Annotated in this window: 22 protein-coding genes, 1 tRNA gene and 2 other annotated features; of the genes, 14 read left to right on the top strand and 9 right to left on the bottom strand. The window is 62.4% G+C overall.

Going from position 1 to position 22902, the window contains the following annotated elements; all coding sequences use genetic code 11:
- Positions 1–11: 11 nt before the first annotated feature.
- Positions 12–1391 (bottom strand): zinc-dependent metalloprotease, encoded by a 1380-nt coding sequence (locus ACVXZ4_RS13510; protein WP_461795343.1) that lies wholly within the window; start codon positions 1389–1391, stop codon positions 12–14.
- Positions 1392–1494: 103 nt separating this feature from the next.
- On the opposite strand from ACVXZ4_RS13510, the gene ACVXZ4_RS13505 reads away from it, so the two are divergent.
- From ACVXZ4_RS13505 to ACVXZ4_RS13495, 3 genes are all read left to right on the top strand, one after another.
- Positions 1495–2613 (top strand): YlbL family protein, encoded by a 1119-nt coding sequence (locus ACVXZ4_RS13505; protein WP_461795342.1) that lies wholly within the window; start codon positions 1495–1497, stop codon positions 2611–2613.
- 73 nt (positions 2614–2686) lie between these two features.
- Positions 2687–5602, top strand: coding sequence for a UPF0182 family membrane protein (locus ACVXZ4_RS13500; protein ID WP_461795341.1), 2916 nt, complete (start codon positions 2687–2689; stop codon positions 5600–5602).
- 37 nt (positions 5603–5639) lie between these two features.
- A tRNA-Met gene (locus ACVXZ4_RS13495) sits at positions 5640–5713 on the top strand.
- A 211-nt stretch (positions 5714–5924) separates the two neighbouring features.
- Here the strand turns inward: ACVXZ4_RS13495 and ACVXZ4_RS13490 are convergent.
- Both ACVXZ4_RS13490 and ACVXZ4_RS13485 read right to left on the bottom strand, forming a co-directional pair.
- Positions 5925–6707 (bottom strand): hypothetical protein, encoded by a 783-nt coding sequence (locus tag ACVXZ4_RS13490; RefSeq protein WP_461795326.1) that lies wholly within the window; start codon positions 6705–6707, stop codon positions 5925–5927.
- Between the two features lie 63 nt (positions 6708–6770).
- Positions 6771–8035 (bottom strand): IS3 family transposase gene (locus ACVXZ4_RS13485; RefSeq protein WP_461795327.1). Its coding sequence is split into 2 segments (ribosomal slippage): positions 6771–7732 and positions 7732–8035, totalling 1266 coding nucleotides; the frame shifts between segments, so codons are not numbered across the junction.
- Positions 7602–7736: a sequence feature (AL1L pseudoknot), on the bottom strand. It overlaps the preceding gene by 135 nt.
- Before the next feature lie 104 nt (positions 8036–8139).
- Here ACVXZ4_RS13485 and ACVXZ4_RS13480 point away from each other — a divergent pair.
- The gene (locus ACVXZ4_RS13480; protein ID WP_409158162.1) at positions 8140–8454 is read left to right on the top strand and encodes a transposase; all 315 of its coding nucleotides are present in this window, start codon (positions 8140–8142) and stop codon (positions 8452–8454) included.
- Entirely contained in the window at positions 8451–9377 is a 927-nt protein-coding gene (locus ACVXZ4_RS13475; RefSeq protein ID WP_461795340.1) for an IS3 family transposase, read from the top strand. Before ACVXZ4_RS13480 ends, ACVXZ4_RS13475 begins: the two co-directional genes overlap by 4 nt.
- A gap of 19 nt (positions 9378–9396) precedes the next feature.
- Here the strand turns inward: ACVXZ4_RS13475 and ACVXZ4_RS13470 are convergent, their stop codons facing one another.
- Together ACVXZ4_RS13470 and ACVXZ4_RS13465 are read right to left on the bottom strand one after the other, a co-directional pair.
- Positions 9397–10044 carry an NAD(P)-dependent oxidoreductase gene (locus ACVXZ4_RS13470; protein WP_461795339.1) on the bottom strand — a complete coding sequence of 216 codons (648 nt, stop codon included), beginning with the start codon at positions 10042–10044 and terminating at the stop codon, positions 9397–9399.
- A gap of 48 nt (positions 10045–10092) precedes the next feature.
- Positions 10093–11142, bottom strand: a complete 1050-nt coding sequence (locus tag ACVXZ4_RS13465; protein WP_461795338.1) for a zinc-binding alcohol dehydrogenase family protein — start codon at positions 11140–11142, stop codon at positions 10093–10095.
- Positions 11143–11215: 73 nt separating this feature from the next.
- Here ACVXZ4_RS13465 and ACVXZ4_RS13460 point away from each other — a divergent pair, with 73 nt between their 5' ends.
- Complete coding sequence (locus tag ACVXZ4_RS13460; RefSeq protein WP_461795337.1) at positions 11216–11800, top strand: TetR/AcrR family transcriptional regulator; 585 nt, start codon at positions 11216–11218, stop codon at positions 11798–11800.
- A 67-nt stretch (positions 11801–11867) separates the two neighbouring features.
- Here the strand turns inward: ACVXZ4_RS13460 and ACVXZ4_RS13455 are convergent, their stop codons facing one another.
- A complete protein-coding gene (locus tag ACVXZ4_RS13455; protein ID WP_461795336.1) occupies positions 11868–12128 on the bottom strand; it encodes a class I SAM-dependent methyltransferase in 261 nt (86 codons plus the stop codon).
- A 93-nt stretch (positions 12129–12221) separates the two neighbouring features.
- A complete protein-coding gene (locus ACVXZ4_RS13450) occupies positions 12222–13010 on the bottom strand; it encodes an LLM class flavin-dependent oxidoreductase (RefSeq protein ID WP_461795335.1) in 789 nt (262 codons plus the stop codon).
- Between ACVXZ4_RS13450 and ACVXZ4_RS13445 the strand changes: the two genes are divergently transcribed.
- Complete coding sequence (locus ACVXZ4_RS13445) at positions 12993–13298, top strand: hypothetical protein (protein ID WP_461795334.1); 306 nt, start codon at positions 12993–12995, stop codon at positions 13296–13298. The genes ACVXZ4_RS13450 and ACVXZ4_RS13445 overlap by 18 nt on opposite strands.
- A 122-nt stretch (positions 13299–13420) precedes the next feature.
- Here the strand turns inward: ACVXZ4_RS13445 and ACVXZ4_RS13440 are convergent, their stop codons facing one another.
- Complete coding sequence (locus ACVXZ4_RS13440) at positions 13421–13705, bottom strand: hypothetical protein (protein ID WP_461795333.1); 285 nt, start codon at positions 13703–13705, stop codon at positions 13421–13423.
- A gap of 432 nt (positions 13706–14137) precedes the next feature.
- On the opposite strand from ACVXZ4_RS13440, the gene ACVXZ4_RS13435 reads away from it, so the two are divergent.
- From ACVXZ4_RS13435 to ACVXZ4_RS13425, 3 genes are all read left to right on the top strand, one after another.
- Positions 14138–14893 carry a hypothetical protein gene (locus ACVXZ4_RS13435; RefSeq protein WP_461795332.1) on the top strand — a complete coding sequence of 252 codons (756 nt, stop codon included), beginning with the start codon at positions 14138–14140 and terminating at the stop codon, positions 14891–14893.
- Complete coding sequence (locus tag ACVXZ4_RS13430) at positions 14890–15432, top strand: RNA polymerase sigma factor (RefSeq protein WP_461795331.1); 543 nt, start codon at positions 14890–14892, stop codon at positions 15430–15432. Before ACVXZ4_RS13435 ends, ACVXZ4_RS13430 begins: the two co-directional genes overlap by 4 nt.
- A 104-nt stretch (positions 15433–15536) precedes the next feature.
- On the top strand, positions 15537–16781 hold the full coding sequence (locus tag ACVXZ4_RS13425; protein WP_461794674.1) for an IS256 family transposase: 1245 nt from the start codon (positions 15537–15539) through the stop codon (positions 16779–16781).
- A 440-nt stretch (positions 16782–17221) separates the two neighbouring features.
- Here the strand turns inward: ACVXZ4_RS13425 and ACVXZ4_RS13420 are convergent, their stop codons facing one another.
- Positions 17222–17734, bottom strand: coding sequence for a hypothetical protein (locus ACVXZ4_RS13420; RefSeq protein WP_461795330.1), 513 nt, complete (start codon positions 17732–17734; stop codon positions 17222–17224).
- Between the two features lie 620 nt (positions 17735–18354).
- On the opposite strand from ACVXZ4_RS13420, the gene ACVXZ4_RS13415 reads away from it, so the two are divergent.
- The 4 genes from ACVXZ4_RS13415 (at position 18355) to ACVXZ4_RS13400 (ending at position 22619) form a co-directional block, all read left to right on the top strand.
- Complete coding sequence (locus tag ACVXZ4_RS13415) at positions 18355–19509, top strand: hypothetical protein (RefSeq protein WP_461795329.1); 1155 nt, start codon at positions 18355–18357, stop codon at positions 19507–19509.
- A 38-nt stretch (positions 19510–19547) separates the two neighbouring features.
- A complete protein-coding gene (locus ACVXZ4_RS13410; RefSeq protein ID WP_461795070.1) occupies positions 19548–20135 on the top strand; it encodes an ATP-binding cassette domain-containing protein in 588 nt (195 codons plus the stop codon).
- Positions 20125–21162, top strand: a complete 1038-nt coding sequence (locus tag ACVXZ4_RS13405; RefSeq protein WP_461795328.1) for a hypothetical protein — start codon at positions 20125–20127, stop codon at positions 21160–21162. Before ACVXZ4_RS13410 ends, ACVXZ4_RS13405 begins: the two co-directional genes overlap by 11 nt.
- A gap of 192 nt (positions 21163–21354) precedes the next feature.
- Positions 21355–22619 (top strand): IS3 family transposase gene (locus tag ACVXZ4_RS13400; RefSeq protein ID WP_461795327.1). Its coding sequence is split into 2 segments (ribosomal slippage): positions 21355–21658 and positions 21658–22619, totalling 1266 coding nucleotides; the frame shifts between segments, so codons are not numbered across the junction.
- Positions 21654–21788, top strand: a sequence feature (AL1L pseudoknot). It overlaps the preceding gene by 135 nt.
- Positions 22620–22902: the final 283 nt, after the last annotated feature.

Here is a 22902-nt window from a genome sequence, read left to right as displayed (position 1 = left end):
CGCTGGTGTCGCTAAGCCTTCGGGTCGTCCGCACTGCCGTCGTCGGCTTCGTGCGGCCGATCGTCCCGGTCATCGTTGAGCAGGTCCTCGATCGCCTGGTCGATGTCGTCCGCTGAGGTCTCCGAGCCCGAGAGGCGCGCGATGAGCCCGGAGGGGTCGTCGATGTCCTGTGAGGTGGGTAGCAGATCGGGGTGGGACCACAGGGAATCGCGCTTCTCGTCGCCGGCCTCGTCGGTGATCTTCTGCCACATCGCGGCCGCCTCACGCAGGCGGCGCGGCCGAAGCTCGAGCCCGACGAGAGTGGAGAATGCGGACTCCGCGGGGCCACCGGCGGCACGCCGGCGTCGCACGGTTTCGGCGATCGCGTCGGATTTCGGAAGGCGGGCGGTGGCCTGGGCCGTCACGACATCCACCCATCCCTCGATGAGAGCGAGCACGGTCTCGAGGCGTCCGAGGGCCGCAAGCTGCGCCTCCGACTTCGGCGGGATGAGCGCGCCGCTCACCATGGCTTCCCTCAGCTCTTCGGGGTTGGACGGGTCGAAGTCGGCCGCGAGCTGCTCGAGCCGGTCCGTATCGATACGGATGCCCTGGGCGAACTCGGTGATCGAGGTCATCAGCTGGAGGCGCAGCCATTTGGCATGACGGAACAGTCGTGCATGGGCGAGCTCGCGCACCGCGAGATACAGCTGCACCTGGTCCTGCTCGATGTCGAGGCCCGCGCCGAACGCCGCCACATTCTGGGGCAGGATCGCAGCCTGCTGCTCGCCGTCAGTACCCGAGCCGAGGAGTGGGATGCCGATGTCGCCGCCGGAGACCACCTCGCTCGCGAGCTGGCCGACCACCTGGCCGAGCTGCATGGCGAAGAGGGTGCCGCCGACGTTGCGCATCAGCTTCGAGGCGCCCTCGATCATGCCCGACATCTCCTCCGGCGCCTGGTCACGCAGCACCTGGGTGAGCGAGTTGGCGATGCTGAGGGCCACCGGCTCCGCGAGCTGCGTCCAGATCGGCATCGTGGCGGTGATCCACTCGGTGCGCGACATCAGTCGCGGAGTGGAGGTCAGTTCGGAGACGTAGGTGGCCTCGTCGAGCCAGAGGGCGGCAACGTGGAAGGCCTGCTCGAGAGCGGACCTTTCGGCGGGAGTGGTCGCCACCACGTCTTTCGCGGCGAGCGTCTTCGCCTGCTCGAGGGCGAGATCCCAGTTGATCCCGTCGCCGCTCGAGTGCATTGCGGCCTGCAGTTGCCCGATGAGGTTGCGGATCATCTCCGGGTCGTCGGGCAGCCCCGCTGCACTCGCAAGTCGCGCGGGGTCGATGTCTCCGTTTCCGGAGAGGAACTGGCTCAGCATGTCGCGGAATTCGTCTTCCGGGTTCTGGGCCGAATCTTCAGGCATGGCAACTACGCTAGCCGCTGCACGCTGCGCGCGGTGTGTGTATCGAGTTCGTCACGTCAGGCTGCTCTGCGCCCGTGGCGAACAGCTTGCAGAAAGGACCCCGGTGGCACTGTTCATCGACGACCGCCACCAGTCGGCACCATCCCCCGCACGGCGACGCATCACCCGCCTCGGCTGGGTGCTCCTCGTCGCGGCAGTGTTCGGCACCCTCGCCTTTACCCTCGTGCCCGCGCCCTACGTGATCGAGCAGCCGGGGCCGGTGTTCAACACCCTCGGCACGGTCGCCAACGGCTCCAAGCAGGTGCCGATGATCGAGATCCCGGGCCAGAAGACCTATGCCACCAGTGGCGCGCTCGACATGCTCACCGTCAACATCGCGGGCAGCCGCGAGCAGCCTCCCAGCTGGTTCGAGGTGGCGCAGGCCTACCTCGACTCGAGCAAGGCGGTACTTCCGGTGGATGCGGTCTACCCGGCGGGCACCTCGGTCGAGCAGTCGAACGCCCAGGCCACCGTCGACATGCAGAACTCCCAGAAGGATGCGGTCGCCGCAGCGCTCACCCAACTCGGCTACACGCTGCCCGCCTCGCTCACCGTCGGCGGACTGTCGCCCAAGTCGCCGTCGACGGGCATCCTGCAGAAGGGCGACACGATCGTCCGTGTCGACGGCCAGACCACCGACAGTGTTCTCGGGCTTCGGGCGATCGTCGCGAAGAGCGGCGCCGGCACACCGGTGAGCATCGACATCGAGCGCGGGGGAGTGGCGAAGACCGTGCAGGTGACGCCAGAGCTGAGCGGCGGAGCGGATCCGGTGCCTATCGTCGGCATCTTCCCTGCGATCGTCTACAGCTACCCCTTCGACGTGAAGATCCAGCTCGAGAACGTGGGTGGCCCGAGTGCCGGACAGATGTTCGCTCTCGGCATCATCGACAAATTGACCCCCGGAAAGCTCAACGGCGGCGCGAAAGTGGCCGGCACCGGCACCATCGACGGGGATGGCGTGGTGGGCCCCATCGGAGGGATCCGGCAGAAGCTCTACGGCGCGCGCGCGGCGGGGGCCACCTGGTTCCTCGCTCCGTACTCCAACTGCGACGAGGTCACCGGCCACATCCCCAGCGGCATCCGGGTGCTCGCGGTGAAGACCCTCGACGACTCGCTCGCGGCGCTGAAGGCGATCAAGGACGGCTCGAGCACGAGCGGCCTGCTCTCGTGCCCGACCCGGTGAACGCCGGGCGCCTCCCAGACCATGCCCTTAAGATGAGGGAGCACAGCATCCGCCACAAGCCAGGAGCAGTCTCGTGACGTCCACCCCCACCGAAGAACGTCGACCGGCATCGCGATCGAGGGTAACCCTCCTGATCACGCTCGCTGTCGTTGCGGTCCTCGTCATTCTCTTCTTCATCTTCGCGAGCCTCTACACCGACTGGCTGTGGTTCGAGCAACTCGGCTTCCTCAAGGTGCTGACCACCCAGTGGGTCGCGAGCACGGTGATGTTCTTCGTCGGATTCGTGGCGATGGCGGTGCCGGTCTTCGCCAGCATCGAGATCGCGTTCCGCGGTCGGCCGGTCTACGCCAAGCTCAATGCGCAACTGGACCGCTACCAGCAGGTGATCGAGCCGCTGCGTCGACTCGCGATGTGGGGCATCCCCGCGATCCTGGGTCTCTTCGCCGGAGTCGCGACCTCCGCGCGCTGGCAGCTCGCCCTCGAGTGGATCAACGGTGTTCCCTCCGGCAAGGTCGATCCGCAGTTCCACCTCGACATCTCGTTCTATCTCTTCGCGCTGCCCTTCTACCAGGCCGTCGCCGCATTCGCCTCCGCTGTGGTCCTCATCTCGGCGATCGCCGCGATCGCCACCAGCTACCTCTATGGGGCGCTGCGATTCAACGGTCGTGAGGTGCGGATCTCACGCACCGCCCGCATCCAGCTCGCCGTCACCGGCGCGGTCTATCTCGCCCTGCAGGCGGCAAGCATCTGGCTCGACCAGTACGCCACTCTCAGCACCAAGACCTCGAGCACGCTATTCGAGGGTGCCTCCTTCGCCGACGCGACAGCGGTCATCCCCGGCCGCCAGATCCTCGCCGGTATCGCGGCCGTCGTGGCGATCCTCTTCGTCATCACCGCCGTCATCGGACGCTGGCGCTTCCCCCTCATCGGCACCGCGCTGCTTCTGGTGAGCGGACTTCTCATCGGATCCGTGTACCCCTGGGTCGTGCAGAAGTTCCAGGTCGAGCCGAACGTGCGAACCCTCGAAGCTCCGTATATCCAACGCAACATCGATGCGACGAGGGATGCCTACGGTGTCGCCGGCGTGCAGGAAGAGGCCTACTCGGCCAAGACAGACGCCCAGCAGGGTGCGCTGCGCAACGACGCCGAGACGACTGCGAGCATCCGCATCATCGACCCGGCCCTTGTCTCCGATGCCTTCGGCCAGCTCGAGCGCATCAAGCAGTACTACCAGTTCAACAAGTACCTCGACGTGGACCGCTACACGATCGACGGTAAGTCCCAGGACACCGTGATCGCAGTGCGCGAGCTCAACCAGTCCAACACCAACGCCGCCCCGAGCTGGTACAACAACACCCTGGTCTACACCCACGGCTACGGCGTCGTCGCGGCGTACGGCAACCAGCGCTCGAGCGAGGGCCTCCCGGTCTTCCTCGAGTCGGGCATCCCGGTCACCGGTGATCTCGGCAAGTTCGAGCCGCGCATCTACTTCGGTGAGGAATCGCCGACCTACTCGATCGTCGGCGGGCCGAAGGGCAGCAGCAAGATCGAGCTGGACTACCCCGCTGGCGACTCCAACGCCAACCAGAACGCAACGACCACCTTCTCGGGCAACGGCGGGCCGAAGCTCGACAACGTGTTCAAGAAGCTCATCTATGCGATCAAGTTCCAGTCGGAACAGATCTTCCTCTCCAACGGGGTGAACGACGACTCGCAGATCCTCTACACGCGCAACCCTGTCGATCGCATCCAGAAGGCAGCGCCGTACCTCACGCTTGACAGCGATCCGTATCCCGCCGTCGTCGACGGACGCGTGCAGTGGATCGTGGACGGCTACACCACGAGCGCGAGCTATCCGTACTCCGCAGTGCAGCAGCTCAGCAACGCGATCTCGGACACCTACACGCCGACACCGCAACTCGCTCTCGACGACATCAACTACATCCGCAACTCGGTGAAGGCCACTGTGGATGCCTACAGCGGCAAGGTCACCCTGTACGCCTGGGACGACAAGGATCCGATCCTCAAGACCTGGCAGAAGATCTTCCCGTCGACGGTGAAGCCGATCAGCGCGATCTCCGCCGACCTGATGAGCCACGTGCGTTATCCGGCCGACCTGTTCAAGGTGCAGCGCGAGATCCTCGGCACGTACCACGTGACCGACCCGAACACGTTCTACTCCTCGAGTGATGCGTGGATCACGCCCAACGACCCGACGAAGGCGGCCGCGACAGCCCGCCTGCAGCCGCCGTACTACCTCACGATGAAGCTCCCGGGTGCGTCCGAGTCGGCGTTCTCGCTGTATTCCACCTACATCCCGAGCTCGAAGGGAGCCGGCACCAGCAACATCCTCACCGGCTACCTCGCGGCGAACGCGGATGCCGGAAACGTCAAGGGAGAGGTGTCGAAGGGCTACGGCAAGCTCACGCTGCTGGCCCTGCCCAAGCAGAACTCGGTGCCCGGACCCGGGCAGGTGCAGAGCAACTTCAACACCGACACCGCTGTGGCCAACCAGCTCGCACTGCTCCAGCGCGGTAACACCACAGTCGATCTCGGCAACCTGCTGACCGTGCCGGTCGGTGGCGGACTGCTCTACGTGCAGCCGGTCTACGTCAAGTCGAACGCGGAGACGAGCTATCCGATCCTGCGCAAGATCCTGGTGTCGTTCGGTGACAAGGTTGCGTTCGAAGACACCCTGGATGCCGCGCTGAACTCGCTGTTCGGGGGGGACTCCGGTGCGAGCGCGGGTGACGGCGGAGTCACGCCGACTCCGGATCCCGGAACGGGCACCGGCACGACCGATCCCGGAACGGGCACCGGAACCGGAACCGGCGCGACGAGTGCGGAGCTCAAAGCCGCGCTCGCAGACGTGCAGACCGCACTCACCGCCCGCGCTGCGGCCCTCAAGTCCGGAGATCTCAGCGCCTACGCGACCGCGGATGCTGCGCTGGTGACCGCCCTGAACAACGTGTTCTCGCTGGAGAAGTAAACCGACCTCCATCCCCGTGGTAAGCTTTTCTACGTGCCGCGGGGTGGAGCAGTTCGGTAGCTCGCTGGGCTCATAACCCAGAGGTCGCAGGTTCAAATCCTGTCCCCGCAACAGAGGGTCATTCCGGAAATGCAGGTCGTAATTTCCGGATATTGATCGAAAAAGGACCGGGACGACTTAAAAGTCGTCCCGGTCCTTTTTTTGCGCCGTCAACTTGAGTGATCTTGGCGCTCACTCGCTGCCTTCTCCGGTTAAACAGCAATTCGGCCTGCGTTTGGGCAGGCCGAATTGTGTGGGTTCTTCGTAGGAATTGCGATCTGGACTAGGCGGTTTGCCTTGGCGGGCTTTCGCGGTCGGATTGAACCAGCGGCGCGCCGAGTGCGTCGTGCCGTCGCCTCGTTCTGTGCTTTGCGACTAGTCCTGAACTTGCGTCTTGGAGGCGGTGAGCCTCAGCTTTGAAGAAGGTTGCGATTCGTCGGAGATTGGATGTGACGACTGAGAATGTCAGTGTCAGGTAAAGCGCGGCGTATCCGCGTCCGGACCTTTTCTTGGGATTGCCGATATCGCCGTGGGGGACCGTTTTCAAGAGGTTATTCGAGCTCTCAACGAGACTGCGCAGTCCATATTGCCGCCGCCACTCGACGGTCTTGTGTGGAAGGTGCTGGCCGAATTTGATCGGTTGTCGTTTGGTATGTGCGTCGGCAGTGTCTTCAGTTGCTGCCTTCCGCCCGGATCGTTTTCCGGATGCCACAGCATCGTTGATCGGGAGAGTTGGCGGAATTGTGAGACTGGTCACTTTTGGCGCAACCTTGGGCTGCACGAGCATCTTGTTCAGCGGAGGATAGCTGAACCGTTGGTACCCGTCGGCGTCGCGCCGCCCTTTCGGGATCATTCGATATGGCTCGCGAGCATCGATGTTTCGCTGAAGGTTCGGGAGGGCTTCTTCACTGTCGGCCAGGTTCCTCATGGCGGTCTGGACGTCCTCGAAGCTTGGGCCTTTTCTCTTGGTGGGATGCTCCGTCTTGTAGACGACAATTTTCGCTTCGTCTCGAGCTGCTTCTGTTGCGGCGACTTTCCGCGACGCTTCGATCAGCGATTTCGGCATCCAATTCACGTACCAGCTGCCGTCTACCAGGATGAACCGCTCTGGGTTTGATGGAGACTCGCGCTATTTGATTTCGACCGCCTGCTGGTGGTCGGTTTGTTCAGCATAGAACGCTGTCTCGAACTCAGCGGGTGGGATGTCGCCGAGGTAGCCGTGGAGTCGCTGCGTGTTGTGCCAATGGACCCAGCCGAGGGTGGCTAGTTCGAGATCTTCCACCGTTTTCCAGGGGCCCGGGCGTGCGGGCCCTCGGACGAGTTCGGTCTTGTAGTAGCCGTTCACCGTCTCGGCGAGGGCATTGTCATACGAATCGCCGACCGTTCCGATTGAGGGTGTCGCGCCGATCTCGGCGAGACGTTCCCCGTAGCGAATAGACGTGAATTGACTGCCCGCGTCGCTGTGACACCGCAGGTCCTCATGGTGGGTGCCGCGACCCCACCGAGCCATCTCGATTGCGTCCAGGACCATGTCCGTGCGCATGTGACTGGCGCACCGCCAGCCAACGATCATCCGCGAGAACACGTCGACGATGAAGCAGACATACGCGACTCCGGCCCAGGTTGGCACGAAGGTCAAATCGGTGACCCAGAGCCTGTTCGGGCTGGTCGCGCTGAACTCACGGTGGACAAGATCCGGGTGACGGGACGCGGCAGGATCAACCCTCGTTGTCTTGACCCGTTTTGTCCGAGTTGCGCCCTCGATGCCAGCCGCGCGCATCAACCTGCCCGTCTGGTCACGGCCAATATCGATACCGGCCCGACGTGCAGTCTTCCAGAGCTTGCGGACCCCATAGACGCGGTAATTGTTCTCCCAAATCGTCACCAACTCCGGAACCACGACGGCGTCGCTGACCGCTCGCGCCGATGGGGCGCGATCTTTCGCGGCGTAATAGGTGCTCGGAGCCATCTGCAACAGACTGCAGATGGGCTCGACTCCGAGCCGGCGACCTTCGAGGACATCGTCCTTGTTGGTGTCAATGAACGCGACTACTTCCGGTGTTGGCGGTCGAGCTCCGCCCCGAAGAAAGACGCGGCCCGCTTGAGTATCTCGTTGGCCCGCCGAAGTTCCCGGTTCTCCTGCTCGAGCTCCCGAACACGCCGCGCCTCCACCGTCGTCACACCCGCCACGTGACCGTCGTCAACATCGGCCTGCTTGACCCACATCCGCACCGACTCGAGCCCGTAACCGAGCTGCAACGCCACGCGTTGAACTGTCCCATGCTCGGTTCCCAACTCCGCTCGCAACGTCCGCACCATCCGGACCGCTGAGGCCTTCTCCTCTGGCGAATACCGACGTGTCGTCGGCTTCCCCACTGATCGTTCTTTCGACATAAACCCATCCTCGTTTCCAAGGTCAGGAGTCTCCAAGAAACCCAGAGCGGTTCAATGAATCGCCCTGGGTTTCGTTCCGCCTGATCCTTTTGGAGGATTGAACTATGTCGAACCCTTACCCGGCCGAGTTTCGCGAACGTGCTCTTCGGATGCTCGCCGAAGCACGAGCTGATCACTCATCTGATTTCGCTGCGGCCAACCATGTCGCGGGTCGTCTTGGGGTGAATCCTGAGACGCTGCGATTGTGGAAGAAGCGTGCCGATATCAATGCCGGCCGGACACCGGGGACGACCTCGGAGGCGCAGGTGGAGATCAAACGGTTGAAGAAGCAGATCGTCGAGCTGGAGAAAGCGAACGAGATCCTCCGGTCGGCGAGCGTGTTTTTCGCCACCGAGCTCGGCCGCCCCTCATCGAGATGATCCGCTTCATCGACAAGATGAAGCAGCGTTTCGGGGTCGAGCTCGTCTGCCGCACTATGCGGGCAGCTGAGGTGGGATTTGTGAGCGCTCGCGGATATCGAGCGGCGAAATGCCGCCCGGCATCGGCCAGAACCCTGTCAGATCAGTTGATCGGCGGCGAGATCAGCCGCCTGCATGCGGAGAACTACGGCGTCTACGGGGTGCGGAAAATGCACCGACTGCTGGGGCGACAAGGTTGGAGCATCGGCAGGGATCAGACGGGCCGACTCATGCGATCCCTTGGGCTGCGCGGGGTGAAACGCTCGAAACGAGTGTTCACCACCAAATCGGATCCCGCCGGCAAACGCCCGACTGATCTAGTGCAGCGACGTTTTCGTGCTGATGCACCACGCCGGCTTTGGGTCGTTGACGTCACGTATGTGCGCACTTGGCAGGGATTCGCCTATGTCGCGTTCGTCACCGACGTCTTCTCCCGCCGCATCGTCGGCTGGAACGTCGCCGCCACACTGAAAGCCGACATCCTGCCGCTGCAGGCCCTGGACATGGCCGCCTTCGACGCGGGTGGAGATCTCACCGGGCTGACGCACCATTCGGACCACGGGTCGAACTACATGTCGTTGGTATACACGGATCGGATCATGGAACTCGGCGCGATCCCCTCAACTGGAACCGTCGGCGATTCATACGATAATGCGATGGCCGAGGCGCTCAACGCGCTCTATAAGTCGGAGCTGATCCGAGCTCGCGGGCCTTGGCGCACGGTCGAGCAAGTCGAACTCGCAACCCTGGAATGGGTGTGGTGGTGGAACAACCAGCGCCTTCACTCTGAGCTCGGTTACCGCACCCCCATTGAAGCCGAGACCGACTACTACGCTGAAACCGAATCACTCTTGGAAGCGACCGCTTCCCAAGAGAACACCTAGGAACGAAACCCAGGGCGATTCACTTCGCGTACCGGCTCCCGTCGCAGGTGTGGATGGCCGTCGCGTCCTGCACTGTCCGCAGGTTGTATGCGGCGCAGTCTTGGAACGTCGCGATGCTGATCGCGCGCTGCGATCGCTGGAGGACTCCTTTTGACGGACCGTCGGACCCTATTCCGGCGCGGTGCACCATCCATTCGATGTCGTTCGCCTCATCGGTGAGATAGCGCATCACGGCCTCATTGTCTCTGTGCTGTCCCTCGAAGCCGCGAGCGACGGTGTGGCGGATGATCCAGAGTACGAGCGGCAGCCGACGGTGTGGTTTGGCGCTCAGCCCACCGGCCTGATGGAGAAACCGTGAGACGCCGTTGCGCCGCATCGCCGGAACGAGTTCCCGAACGAGGTCGGCGACGATGGTGTGCTCGCGCTGCTCCGCCGCGTTTCCGAGCATCGATACCACGAAATCTGCTCCGGCAACGAGCGCGTCGAGGTCCGGGATGGCAGCGATGGATCCTTGGATGATCTCGAGATTCGGGTCGGTGATGCTGAACTTCGCGGGGTTGCGTGCCAGGGCGCGCACTCGGAGCCCGTCCTTCAGCGCGAGACGCACGAAGTGCTCTCCCGTCTGGCCGGTGCCGCCAAAGACGAGGACAGTCTTCTGTTGATTCATGGGATAAATCTTCTCTTCTTGTACATGCGGGTGGGGGATGAGTCGAGGTCAGAGTCGGACGACGAGCTTCGTGGCGGAGATGCCTTCCTTCAGCCGGTCGAGCGCTGCCGGGATGCCCGCGAGCCCCTCCCCGGCAATCGTTGCTACGGGCTCGGCACGGTAGGCGCCACTTGCGAGGGCCGCGGGCAGGAAGTCGCAGTAGATGGCCGGCCCGACCTCGTTGTCTTTCAGGGTGGCACCCCAGATGGTGCTGACGGTGACTCCGCGACGTCGAGCCAGCATCGCTCGAACATTCGTGATAGGAGTGGGATGCGCGGATGACACACGCTTCGAGCCGGGCATGAGCGCCGCGATCTCGATTGCCGGCGACAGCGACCCCGCGCCGATCGCCAGGACGCCGGCGAGCGACTGGTCGCCGATTGCTGCGACGAGTTCATCCACAACGTCCGAGCTCGTGCGGTCAATGACCTCAGCCGCTCCGAGCGAACGCAGCCAGTCGAAGTGCTGAGGCGACGACGTCGCAACGACGCGGTAGCCCGCGTTGCGCGCAAGTTGGATGGCGTTGACGCCGACGCTCGTCGACCCGCCCCACACCAGAACTGTCTCGTTCCGGTTGGCGGGGTTCGCTGTCGGGAGTGCGAGCGCAAGCTGATCCTTCTGGAACAGTCCACACGACGCCGTCGACATCGCGAGCGGCAGCACGGCCGCCTGCTCGAACGAGAGCGAGTCGGGGAGCGGGGCGACCATGTGCGCCATCAGCACGACGTAATCCTGGAACGCCCCCTCGGCCGAAGTGTTGCGGGATTTTTCCGTACCCGCAGCGTGCGCCACGACCCGATCGCCGACCTGCAGGCGCGTCACTCCGGCGCCGACCTCAACAACCTCGCCCGCGACATCCGATCCGATGACAGCCGGAAAGCTCAGCCACGGCAGCACGAATCGGTAGGCGAAGCCGGGCATGGCGTCGATGAAGTTGACGGCGACGGCCCGGGTTCGCACAACCACCTCGCCCGGCTTCGGGGCCGTGTAGGTCGAAGAGCCGACGGTTAAATCTCCGCCGCGTTTGGGCAGCCACAGAGCGTCATTTATATAAGCCATAACCATATTATAGACACTGTCTAGAAAATAGTCAATGTCTAGTTGAGCGGCCGGAGTCCGCTATCGTAGAGGCATGACGCAGCGACCCTTCCATCACGGTAACCTGCGGACGGTCCTGCTCGACCAGGCCGAACTGGCGCTTCGGACCAAGGGCGTCGAGGAGCTATCACTCCGCGAACTCGCGCGCGAGATCGGCGTCAGTCACGGCGCTCCGCGCAGCCACTTCATCGACCGAAAGGCGTTGCTCGACGCACTCGCGGAGCGCGGATTTCTCGCGCTCGCGTCCGCCATGCGAGCCGGAGCAGACAGCCGCACCGAGTATGCGGAAAGCCTTCGGGCAGCCGGCCAGGCCTATGTCGACTTCGCAGTCGCCAACGCCGCACTGCTCGACCTGATGTTCGCAGCCACGATGGACCGGCCGCCCGCAAGCCTGCTTTCCGCAGCCGAGACCCTGTTCTCGACCATCAGCGATGTGATGCAGGCGGGCGTCGAGGCCGGTGTATTTCGCGAGGCGGAGATCGAGCGCCTGACGCTGCTGATGTCAGCGACCATGCAGGGCGTCGCGACCTTCGTCGGCGCCGGTCGCGTGTTACCCGCGGGCGGCGACCAACTCATCGACGACGCGATCGCGCTCTTCCTCCGTCGGCCGATTGATTAGATCTGCCCGGCGGATTTTGGCGGTTGGGTGCGCAGATTGCGCGAGCGCGACGATCTTCGCCGACCGGTCAAACGCCTAATACTTCAAGCGACGGGGTTTGCGACCGGAGGTAGGTCATCATCCGGCCGGCTCCGCACCCAGCGTCCAAGACCTTCGCAGCGGGACGCGTGGCCACCTCGTTCACGAATTCATTGCCGATGGCCAGGTCAAGCGGCGCCTCGAAGCTTGTGTCGGGAATGATCGTCGCGTAGTCAGAAGCCACCGAATTGTATGCGGTTCCGGTATGCTCGCGGAGTTCTTTTTTCACGGATACGACCAGGTCTAACACGCCCGCACGAGAAACGCTGTGCAGTGCACAGAACTCTTCCCTGACTTCCAAATGCCCGGTCAGCTACCTCATGTCCGAAGGTGGTTAGGGCAGCTACAAACCAATCGCATCCGCGAAATAGCTGAGGTGCTCGAGATCCGCCAGATCTAGAATCTCGACGTAAACGCGATCTACGCCCGCAGCTTCGAAATCTGCGACCTGGCCGCGGATGTCACGCTCGTTGCCAACCAAGCCTGCGAGTTCGGACAGAGACACACCCATCCCCGCAGCACGTCGTTCGCGGTCGGCGGCGGTGTCCCCGCCACACAAGGTCTGCACGGTCGACAGGCGGAGGGACGAGGGATCTCGACCTATGCGCGTGCAGGCTGTTGCTACCCGATCGAACTGGAACCTGGTAACGGTCGGATTCTCCCAACCCGAGTTGAACTCCTGCGCCCAGCGCGCAGCCAACTCGGGCGTGCGGGTCTTGCCGTCTCCCCCGATAATTACGGGAACTTGCACTTGCATTGGCTTCGGGAGACCGGGGGCTCGGTCCAACGTGTATAGGTCTGAGGAGAACGAATAGGTCTCCCCGACCGGCGTGCTCCACAGTCCATGAAGAATCTCCAACTGCTCTGCGAATCGGTCGAAACGCTCGCGAATCTCCGGAAATTCGATTCCGGTCGCCGCATGTTCACGCACCCACCACCCGGCTCCTAACCCGAGCTCTACCCGTCCGCCGCTCATCTGGTCGACTTGCGCTACCGACACTGCAAGTAGCGACGGATGCCGAAAGGGACTGATGGCGAAATAGTTGGCTCCTCGTCGAAAGACTGGCAGGGGGTGCTGGATGCGCTGCATATCGGGCCCTGGCAACTTTCGTTCGTGGGTGACGATGTCCACGATGTTCCGCGCCTGGCGGATGATCTGCCCCCGGGCTTCATCCTCCAGATCCTCGCCGTCGGTCGCGTGGTAGTGAGGCTCTACGACTGGGAAACCGTCGGGTTCGATGTAGACCTTCGAACTGTCAGCGAGCAGGCCGACGTGAACGCTCTCACGGTGCTCATGAGAACCATAGGTAGTGCCGCGGACAAATCCGTCATCCTCTCCCAAGAGGGAGAACTGGGAAAGAATCCGGTAGTCACCTACGACCTCGAAGCGGACACTGTGAAGTTATTGCCTATCCGCTGACCGCCAGCCCCATCCTGCCCGCAAGCCGGACCTTCACCGGGACGTCTATCGAAAGCCAACGTCACGGGCATCAATGATGCAAGGCTGCCTGGTCGTAGAAGCCACCGTCCGGTTCAACAACCTCAACTTGCGGAACTCTCAGTGAAGATCCTCCAAGACGCTTTACCTGCCACGATTCTTTCGACTACGTCCGAAGAAATTCCGGCATCGATCCTTATAGTTCTCGCGCTCGCGCCGGCACTCGCGGCTTCTCGAACAAGCAGATCGAGACGTTCGCTCGCTCGTTTGCTTTCTATGAACAGGTCTTGAGTGATTCTTGCGGCGAACTGGATAGCCTTCTTCAGATCGTCCGGAAGGGGAACGTGGTTCGGCGTCTCGTTGGTTGATTCGAACGTGCGTTCATCCATGTCGGCAGCGTAGACCCTGCTCTTACGGGGTCGCGCCCTTCGAACAGATATCCGTTCTCATAGACGTGGGGTCGGCCCGCCTCATGCCTTGCTCGCCCCGCTGAGCAGCCCCGCTGCTCGGCCAAGCGCCGCACTCCTCGTGCTGGTCGCCAGAGGTTGAAGCTCGCAAGGAATAAATGACTCTGCTGGAGCGAAGAACCGTCGAAAGGCTCGCCTCTGACCTTGCGATCTCATGGCGCCGGCGTACCAAAAGCCGACCATAAGACGGACCTTTAATGCAACATGTTGAAATCAGTTCCAGTAGCAGTGAGCTCCGGCGTTGCCGCTAGTGAGACAGATGTTCTCTCAGTGGTTCCATTTGCCGTTATTGTGACGTTTCGTCCTCTTCTGGACATGTTCAGGGTGTAGGTCCAATTACAGGAAGGCCACATCGTGTCAGAATCGCAGTCCTATGTCGATCTCGTCGAGCGGTTTCGTGAGTCGGATCCGGCTCTGTCTCTTCGGGTGGATCCTGACCAGCTGCAGGCCCTGCTCTCTGCAGCTACAACGGAACCTCAGAGAAGGCGTCCTGCTCGCTGGGCTCTGATCGCCGGCGGACTGGCGGCGGTTGTTGCCTTCGGAGTTGCCAGTCCGGCGATCGCGGAAGGGGTGCACCACTTTCTTGCCCAAACAGGGTGGATCGGCACTTCTCCCAACCCCGTACGAGTAGGGCAACCTCCCGCTGCCGGTGAGTCGACAGAGTCGGACCAGTCCGAATGGATCTCTACCTCCGCGAGCGACTTCGTGACGTTCTCCGTCTCGGTGTTTCCTCAGCAGATCACCTTGCCGGCGCAATACGATCGGGCCAAGTTCGCGACGGTTGTCGCCGCTGCCCAACAGGATGGGTTCCCGTCCGCTGGTGTCATCCAAACCACAGCCATTCAGGACAACTACGAGACTGTCGCTCGATGCGCCTGGATCGACGAATGGCTCTCCGCTTTCAACAGCAACGACTCAGCCAAAGCGAACGCTGCCGCTGCAGTGCTGAGCTCCTCGGCAACGTGGCCCGCGACCGTCGCAACCGACGGAGGAAATATTGTCTCCACACTGCACGGTGTCGCTGCGGCCGCGACTTCCGGCGATCGGGGGCCGGTGCTCCAGCAGCAGTCTGCGAACTGCGCGCCTATTCCGGCCGGGGCCACCCGGTGACCGGCACCCCCCGCCCCGCCGGGGGCGCGGGCGCGATCGTCGCTGAACCGACCAGCGTGGGGACTGATAGCGCGCCCGACTTCACCACCTTGATGACCGCGCTGATGCCCGACCTCCTCGCCTACTTCGTCCGCCGGGTAACCCCCCGAGAAGACAGTGCTGACTGCCTGTCAGAGACCATGATCGTCCTCTGGCGAAAACGCGACACCCTGCCGACTACTGCACCAGAGCAACGCGCCTGGGCCTTCGGCGTAGCCAAGAAAGTACTCAGCAACCAACGCCGAGGCACGATCCGACGGCACGCCCTCGGTGAGCGAATCCGCGAGCAAATCAGGCACAGTAGTCCATCGGATTCGGCCGCAGGCGATTCAGATCTGCTTCGAGGACTGTCTAAGACCGACCAAGAGCTGGTGCGCCTCATCGTGTGGGATGGCTTCCCGGTCGCGGAAGCCGGAGCTCTCCTGAATCTCCGCCCCAGTGCAGCTCGAATGCGCTATTCCAGAGCGAAAGAGAAATTGCGAGAGGTTACGTCCCCTTGAGTGGTGTGGTTTCCCGCTCTTGAGCGTTGCTTCGTCGACGTGAAGAGCCACCGTGGGATGGTCAGTGAGTACCGACTAAAGCAACTCACAAAGGACACCACACGATGGCTCTAGATCAGTCTGCCCTGCTCGACCTGCTGGGAGAACTCAAACTCACCGATGTCACCGATCGAATCCGCGTCGCGACCGAAACTCTCTATCAAGAACTGATCGATGCGGAAGCGGCCGCGTTCATCGGTGCCGCCCCGTTCGAGCGCTCCCACGAACGCACCACCCACCGCAACGGCACCCGACCGAGGACCTTGTCAACGACGGCCGGCGACCTTGATCTGAAGATCCCCAAGCTGCGCGCCGGCTCGTTTTTCCCGGCGCTCCTTGAGCGGCGCCGCCGGGTGGATCAGGCGTTGTTCGCGGTCGTGATGGAGGCCTACGTCCATGGCGTCTCGACCCGGAAAGTCGACGACCTGGTCAAAGCGCTTGGCGCGGACACCGGGATCTCCAAGTCGGAAGTGTCCCGGATCTGCGCAGGCCTGGACGCCGAGGTCGCCGAGTTCCGTGACCGCACCCTCGCCGCGCAGGACTTCCCCTACGTGTTCCTCGACGCCACCTACTGCAAGGCCCGGGTCGGGCACCGGATCGTGTCCCAAGCCATCGTCGTGGCGGTTGGAGTGGCCGCTGACGGCCGCCGGGAAGTGCTCGGTTTCGACGTCGGTGACAGCGAGAACGAGGGCTTCTGGACTAGCTTTCTGCGGTCGCTGAAGACCCGCGGCCTCGACGGGGTCAAGCTGGTCATGTCTGACGCTCACACCGGCCTGAAGAAGGCCATCGGGACCGTGTTCCAGGGCGCCGGCTGGCAAAGATGCCGGGTGCATTTCATGCGCAACGTCCTCGCCGTGATCCCGAAGGGATCCCAGGACATGGTCGCCTCGATCATCCGCACCATCTTCGCCCAGCCCGATCGCGAGCACATCGAGAAGCAGTTCCTCGAGGTGACCACGATGCTCGGCCGCTCGCACCCGAAGGTCGCCGCGATGCTCGTCGACGCGCAACCCGACCTGCTCGCCTTCGCCGCGTTCCCCAGGCGGCACTGGCGCCAGATCTGGTCCACGAACCCGCTCGAACGGGTGAACAAGGAGATCAAACGCCGCACTGACGTCGTCGGCGTGTTCCCCAACGCTGCCGCCCTCCTGCGCCTGGCCGGGTCGGTTCTGATCGAGCAGCACGACGAGTGGGAGGCCGGCGAACGCCGCTACTTCTCCGAAGCCTCCATGCTCGAGCTGGCCACCATGAACAACCCCCTCGAGGTCCTCGACGAGGCGGTAATACTCCCCGAACTGACCGCCGCCTAAACTAGAACAACTGACCCGCACGGTGTTGAGAAACTCCACCACTCAGCGGGACGTGACCATTGCGAGATCTACACTCGGTCGACTAACCAGCGCCGAACTCGTCATTCGACGGACGACCACCGGACGGTATTTCCTCCCCTCGCGAGGGCGCGCGCGACACCACTTTTTGTCCGCATCGCCCGCCCGATAGTGGAACGCTCTACGGACGCCCGGCGATTCTTCGTCAGGAACGCCGAAGCTGGACCTTCCTACGCGCGAATTGCAAGGAGAAATGCAAGGGTCCGGATCACCAATTCTCCGAGCCGACCGCCAACGGCTTTGTGTCAAAGGCGGACTCGATGCGCCCGATGAATAGGATTTCATTGACCACTGTTGGCCGCCGACTTGTCGATCGGTGAAGGAGCCAACGAACCGACGACAGAACGCCCACGACTTTGCGTTCAGCCCTGCGGGTATACCCGTTTGTAGCACTTGGCTGCGTCGATATGGGCCTGTTGGAGCTGCTCGTACCGAGCTTCTTCCGTTTTCTTCGGTGTGATTCCCTTTTCGGTTAGGCACACGCCGTATGACTTGGCTTGGTTTGATGTGTCTTCTCGGCTGGCCTGCCACACTCCGTCCACCCACTGGAACTCTTTCGTATAACACGAGTCGTTGAGTTTGCCGGCTGCAGCTGGAACGCCATACTGGATGACCTCATTCACAGCGTCGTTTTCCATCACTACGAATCCACCTTTGGCAAGACAGGCGGAGAATCGGCGGAATGACGACTGATACTCGTCATTGGTGACGGTGCCGTCTGCGAGCACGCCACGCTGGGCCGATGAGATTGGGGCGTTTTGAGGGACCGTAATTCCCCAGAGGGGCTGCTCTGATCGTGGCAGCGCGGTCGAATGTGCACAACCGGCGAGCGTCATGATCGCGGCGAGCATTACCGGCACCAATAGCCTCTTCACCCAAACGACGCTAGCACCGCGTGAGAACAATTCATGTCCTCATAAAGGCCGTCTTTCGCACGCGGGATATTCGGAATAGTGTCCGGCTCATATATTCACTAAAGAAAGAAAGGGAGACTCAATGAAGCGTCGAACACAACGGTTTATTGCGATGGCATCGACGGGGATAGTCGGACTGGCGCTCGTCGTCGGGGTGGCGGGACCTGCCAGTGCAGCACTCGTGAGCCAGCAGCACCCCAGTTGCGCAGCCTCGGGTACCTACTATGCGAAGCTGTTCACAGATCACTCGGAATCCGTGCGCGACTCGATAGGCGGATGTGGCACCTACTACGCCGCTATGACCTATTACTACAACGGGATCAAATACTGGAGCGGTTATGCCTCCAGTACCACTGACGCGATTCAGAATCCTCCGTACTCGCCAGGGTCGAACAGCAGGCACAAGACATCGGCGTCTGGCGTGGTGATATCGCTTCCCTAGGTGCCGTGAGCCGGTCCGGTCGCCCAATGAAGTTTGCCGTTTCTTCAATCGTGACCGGGCCGTTCGGCGGCGAGCAATTTTGAGATCGGACGTCTGTGCAGACCCGAAGGATGCTCGCCGATGTTAGATTTCTGACACGATGACGATGTCGAAGGGTGATTCCGCGAGCGGGCGACCGCGGAGTGGGATTGCGTTCGTGCTTCCACTAGTGGCGCTGTGGGTCATTCCGGTGCTACTTTTCGTCACCTTGGTGCCATTCTCGCAATCGATGGAGTCCACTGCCCTTGCAGCGCGCGCGCCCGTAACGGTGGCGGTTGGATCCCGACTCGATGCTGCACGACAGGCCGTCGACGTTACCGCGGTAACCTCGGCCTCCTCGCAGGTGAAGTCGGCAACATCGGGCCTTGTAACTGCCGTCAAGGTCGCACCGAATTCGCCGATGGTGAACGGAACTCCACTCATCGATGTCAGTGGCACCACGATCCGCGCGTATATTGAACCGTCCCCGCTGTTCCGGGACCTGAGCGTCGGGGCGAAGGGTGACGACGTAAGCCAGCTCGGAAGTTTCCTTGCGTCGCTGGGTCTACTCCCCGCTGCTTCGATCTCGTCGACATATGGGCGCTCCCTGGCCGCAGCAGCCTCCGCCTACGCGAAATCCATCGGTGTCACACCGAACGGGGTCTTCAGCGCGGCAAACGTGGCTTGGGTTCCCGCCGACTCAACTTCGGTCGGAGTAGTGAAGGTGCGAGTTGGCGACACCGTTGGTGCTGGTGATGTCCTTATCGAAAGCGCCGGGGTGCCGACCTCAGTGAAATTCGTCGTGTCCGGAGGAGGTAGCCAAAAACCAACCGTTCCTACGGGGACGCTCAGACTGACGTCTGGCTCCGCTCACGTCGATATCGAGTCGCTATCGCTCACACCGGCAGAGAGCTCCAGTGTGCTGGGCTTGCTTGTGGCGGCCACGACATCAGGCTCCGTCAGCGCCACCAGCCAAGGCAGTCAAGGCAGTCAAGGCAGTCAAGGCAGTCAAACGATATATTCAGGCGCCGTGCTTTCCGTCGCATCGCCAGCGCGGGTTGGCGTCGTGCCGAGCGGATCGATCTATTTGACCGGTAGCGATGTCGCCTGCGTGTTCGTTGCTGAATCAAAGACCTATCGGAGTATTCGGGTGTCAGCACCGGACCTGATCAGGGGCGAGCTTGGCTCGGTGGCCGTACCAACGACATTGATCGGATCTCGGGTGGTCCGAGACCCATCGGCCTTACCGCCGACGGTGCGCGCCACATGCAAGTGATTGTGACCGAGGGCCGACTGTCCTTCGGAGATCGACGCGTGCTTGAGGGAGTAGATGCAACCTTCAACAATGCACGTGTCACCGCGCTGGTTGGGCCGTCGGGCAGCGGCAAGTCGACCCTTCTCGCGGTGATGGCAGGCTATCAACGCCTCGATAGCGGCAACGTTTCTTTTGTGAACGATGACGGCGAATTCACCGCTCCCGACCCTGCCCTGGTTGCCTGGGTGCCTCAGGGAGCAAACGCGCTCGGCACTCGAACAGCGCTGGACAACGTAATGATCGCGCCACTGGCCGAGGGCCGGGGACTCGCCGCCTCCCATGCGATCGCCGAAAGAGCACTGACGGACGTCGGTTTGCTTTCCCGCGCGAACGCGGGGGCACGCGTGCTCTCCGGCGGCGAACTCCAACGGGTAAGTTTCGCGCGAGCACTCGCGACCTCGAAGCCGCTGATCTTCGCGGATGAGCCCTCTGCGAGCCTGGACGCAGCGAACACCTATGTACTCGCCGAGCTTCTCATCGGCCTTCGTAGTCGGGCGACAATCATCGTCGCCACGCACGATCCGATACTTATCAATGCTGCGGAGGCAGTAGTGTCACTGCGGTCGGAGCACACCAATGCAGCGTGACCGATGGGCGCCTGGACAGCTCGCTCGCGAGGCGGCCAAGAACGTCTTTTCACTGCAATCGCGCTTGTATGGCGTGCTCGTCTTCGCGACGATCATCGGGGTAGCGATCCCGCTCTACTCCGCCTGGGAATCGGTGCAGTTGCGCGAACAACTTGCCCAGGAAGCACAGTCTGGTCGCGGTGTTTTCGTCCTAGCCGCGGCCGATGAGAATTCCCCGGTCGCCATTGACCGGGCGTCGTGCGAGGCGCTCACTAGGGACCCGGACGTGCTTTCCTCGGGATTGCTTATCGCCGCCGGTTCCTTCGACTTTGTGCAGGTCGGGACTGACATCCCTGTTATCGAGGCGAGCAATACGCTCTTGCCAACTCTGGATGTCAGTGGTGCAGTGGTAGGCGCGGCGCTGCGAGATACGAGGCAGCGATTCACACTGCGAATGCCGGATAGCACCATCCAGTCCGCGTCGGTGGGCGATAGCCAGCCCGACGTCATCGGCACGAATTCCGCGATCGTCGTCGGTCTGCCACCTGCGATTCGAACCGGCAGTCGCTGCTTCGTGAAGATCAGTGAACTAGCCAGCGAGCCGGCGGTGTCGTCGCGCGTCACCGCTGAACTCCAGTCAACCGGCGGGCCAGTCTCTGCCAGCTACAGATTCTCTGAGCCGCGCGATCCCGTGACAGTTTTCCTCAACCGGCCCGAGCGTTTCCTCCCTCTCATACTTGCGATCGCAGGTGCAATCACCGCCGGAGCCCTTAACCGTCTCCGCACCGGGGAGTGGGCCGCCTACAGAATGTCGGGCACATCCCCCCGCTCGCTCGCCCTCATCCAGCTCATCGAGCAGTTCGCGATTGCGGGTTGCCTCGTTCTCGCAACCGCACTCGCATCGGCGGCGCTCACACCCAGCCTCATCGACCCAGCAGCAACAATACTGATCGGAGTGGCCAGCGGCGCACTATGGACGATGATCGCCACTCTGATCGGAATCGATCTGCCGTTCCGCAAACCTACCGACCTAGCCAAAGACCGCTAACGCAGCTAGGAACCGCTCACGGTTTGGTTGACCGGGGTGACGGGTGTTCTGTCTATGGCGGAATGGAAGCGTTTGGTATACGCAACGCTCACCTTGGGCACATCGCCGCTGCCAAAAGTTTTCGAGTTCACGGCTGCCTGAACCGCTCTGGGTTTCTTGGAGACTCCTGACCTTGGAAACGAGGATGGGTTTATGTCGAAAGAACGATCAGTGGGGAAGCCGACGACACGTCGGTATTCGCCAGAGGAGAAGGCCTCAGCGGTCCGGATGGTGCGGACGTTGCGAGCGGAGTTGGGAACCGAGCATGGGACAGTTCAACGCGTGGCGTTGCAGCTCGGTTACGGGCTCGAGTCGGTGCGGATGTGGGTCAAGCAGGCCGATGTTGACGACGGTCACGTGGCGGGTGTGACGACGGTGGAGGCGCGGCGTGTTCGGGAGCTCGAGCAGGAGAACCGGGAACTTCGGCGGGCCAACGAGATACTCAAGCGGGCCGCGTCTTTCTTCGGGGCGGAGCTCGACCGCCAACACCGGAAGTAGTCGCGTTCATTGACACCAACAAGGACGATGTCCTCGAAGGTCGCCGGCTCGGAGTCGAGCCCATCTGCAGTCTGTTGCAGATGGCTCCGAGCACCTATTACGCCGCGAAAGATCGCGCCCCATCGGCGCGAGCGGTCAGCGACGCCGTCGTGGTTCCGGAGTTGGTGACGATTTGGGAGAACAATTACCGCGTCTATGGGGTCCGCAAGCTCTGGAAGACTGCACGTCGGGCCGGTATCGATATTGGCCGTGACCAGACGGGCAGGTTGATGCGCGCGGCTGGCATCGAGGGCGCAACTCGGACAAAACGGGTCAAGACAACGAGGGTTGATCCTGCCGCGTCCCGTCACCCGGATCTTGTCCACCGTGAGTTCAGCGCGACCAGCCCGAACAGGCTCTGGGTCACCGATTTGACCTTCGTGCCAACCTGGGCCGGAGTCGCGTATGTCTGCTTCATCGTCGACGTGTTCTCGCGGATGATCGTTGGCTGGCGGTGCGCCAGTCACATGCGCACGGACATGGTCCTGGACGCAATCGAGATGGCTCGGTGGGGTCGCGGCACCCACCATGAGGACCTGCGGTGTCACAGCGACGCGGGCAGTCAATTCACGTCTATTCGCTACGGGGAACGTCTCGCCGAGATCGGCGCGACACCCTCAATCGGAACGGTCGGCGATTCGTATGACAATGCCCTCGCCGAGACGGTGAACGGCTACTACAAGACCGAACTCGTCCGAGGGCCCGCACGCCCGGGCCCCTGGAAAACGGTGGAAGATCTCGAACTAGCCACCCTCGGCTGGGTCCATTGGCACAACACGCAGCGACTCCACGGCTACCTCGGCGACATCCCACCCGCTGAGTTCGAGACAGCGTTCTATGCTGAACAAACCGACCACCAGCAGGCGGTCGAAATCAAATAGCGCGAGTCTCCATCAAACCCAGAGCGGTTCAGCCCGTAAGACGGACGTTGATCGCGACAGATCCACCTAACGCTCCCCAAAGCCGGGGCAGTGTCGCTGGCGCCGATCGATAGTCAGCGGCACGCAACTATCGCCGATCAGCGGCACGCAACTATCGCCGTGTCCGTAAGACCCGCCCGCAATTAAGTCGCAAAAGGGTAGGTCAACCGCGACACGCTAGTCATCTCTTTGCCCTTTCCCCAGGACCGCTGGCTGTTGGCGATTCGCACCCATAGAGTTCAGC

The organism is Lacisediminihabitans sp. FW035 (assembly GCF_054880895.1).
This window is presented reverse-complemented; position numbering and strand designations above follow the sequence as displayed.

Bases quoted from the DNA above. Each gene is read 5' to 3' on its own strand.
- ACVXZ4_RS13510 (WP_461795343.1), bottom strand. From the start codon at position 1,391: ATGCCTGAAGATTCGGCCCAGAACCCGGAAGACGAATTCCGCGACATG.
- ACVXZ4_RS13490 (WP_461795326.1), bottom strand. From the start codon at position 6,707: ATGCCGAAATCGCTGATCGAAGCGTCGCGGAAAGTCGCCGCAACAGAA.
- ACVXZ4_RS13480 (WP_409158162.1), top strand. From the start codon at position 8,140: ATGTCGAACCCTTACCCGGCCGAGTTTCGCGAACGTGCTCTTCGGATG.
- ACVXZ4_RS13475 (WP_461795340.1), top strand. From the start codon at position 8,451: ATGATCCGCTTCATCGACAAGATGAAGCAGCGTTTCGGGGTCGAGCTC.
- ACVXZ4_RS13470 (WP_461795339.1), bottom strand. From the start codon at position 10,044: ATGAATCAACAGAAGACTGTCCTCGTCTTTGGCGGCACCGGCCAGACG.
- ACVXZ4_RS13465 (WP_461795338.1), bottom strand. From the start codon at position 11,142: ATGGCTTATATAAATGACGCTCTGTGGCTGCCCAAACGCGGCGGAGAT.
- ACVXZ4_RS13460 (WP_461795337.1), top strand. From the start codon at position 11,216: ATGACGCAGCGACCCTTCCATCACGGTAACCTGCGGACGGTCCTGCTC.
- ACVXZ4_RS13440 (WP_461795333.1), bottom strand. From the start codon at position 13,705: ATGGATGAACGCACGTTCGAATCAACCAACGAGACGCCGAACCACGTT.
- ACVXZ4_RS13425 (WP_461794674.1), top strand. From the start codon at position 15,537: ATGGCTCTAGATCAGTCTGCCCTGCTCGACCTGCTGGGAGAACTCAAA.
- ACVXZ4_RS13415 (WP_461795329.1), top strand. From the start codon at position 18,355: ATGACGATGTCGAAGGGTGATTCCGCGAGCGGGCGACCGCGGAGTGGG.
- ACVXZ4_RS13405 (WP_461795328.1), top strand. From the start codon at position 20,125: ATGCAGCGTGACCGATGGGCGCCTGGACAGCTCGCTCGCGAGGCGGCC.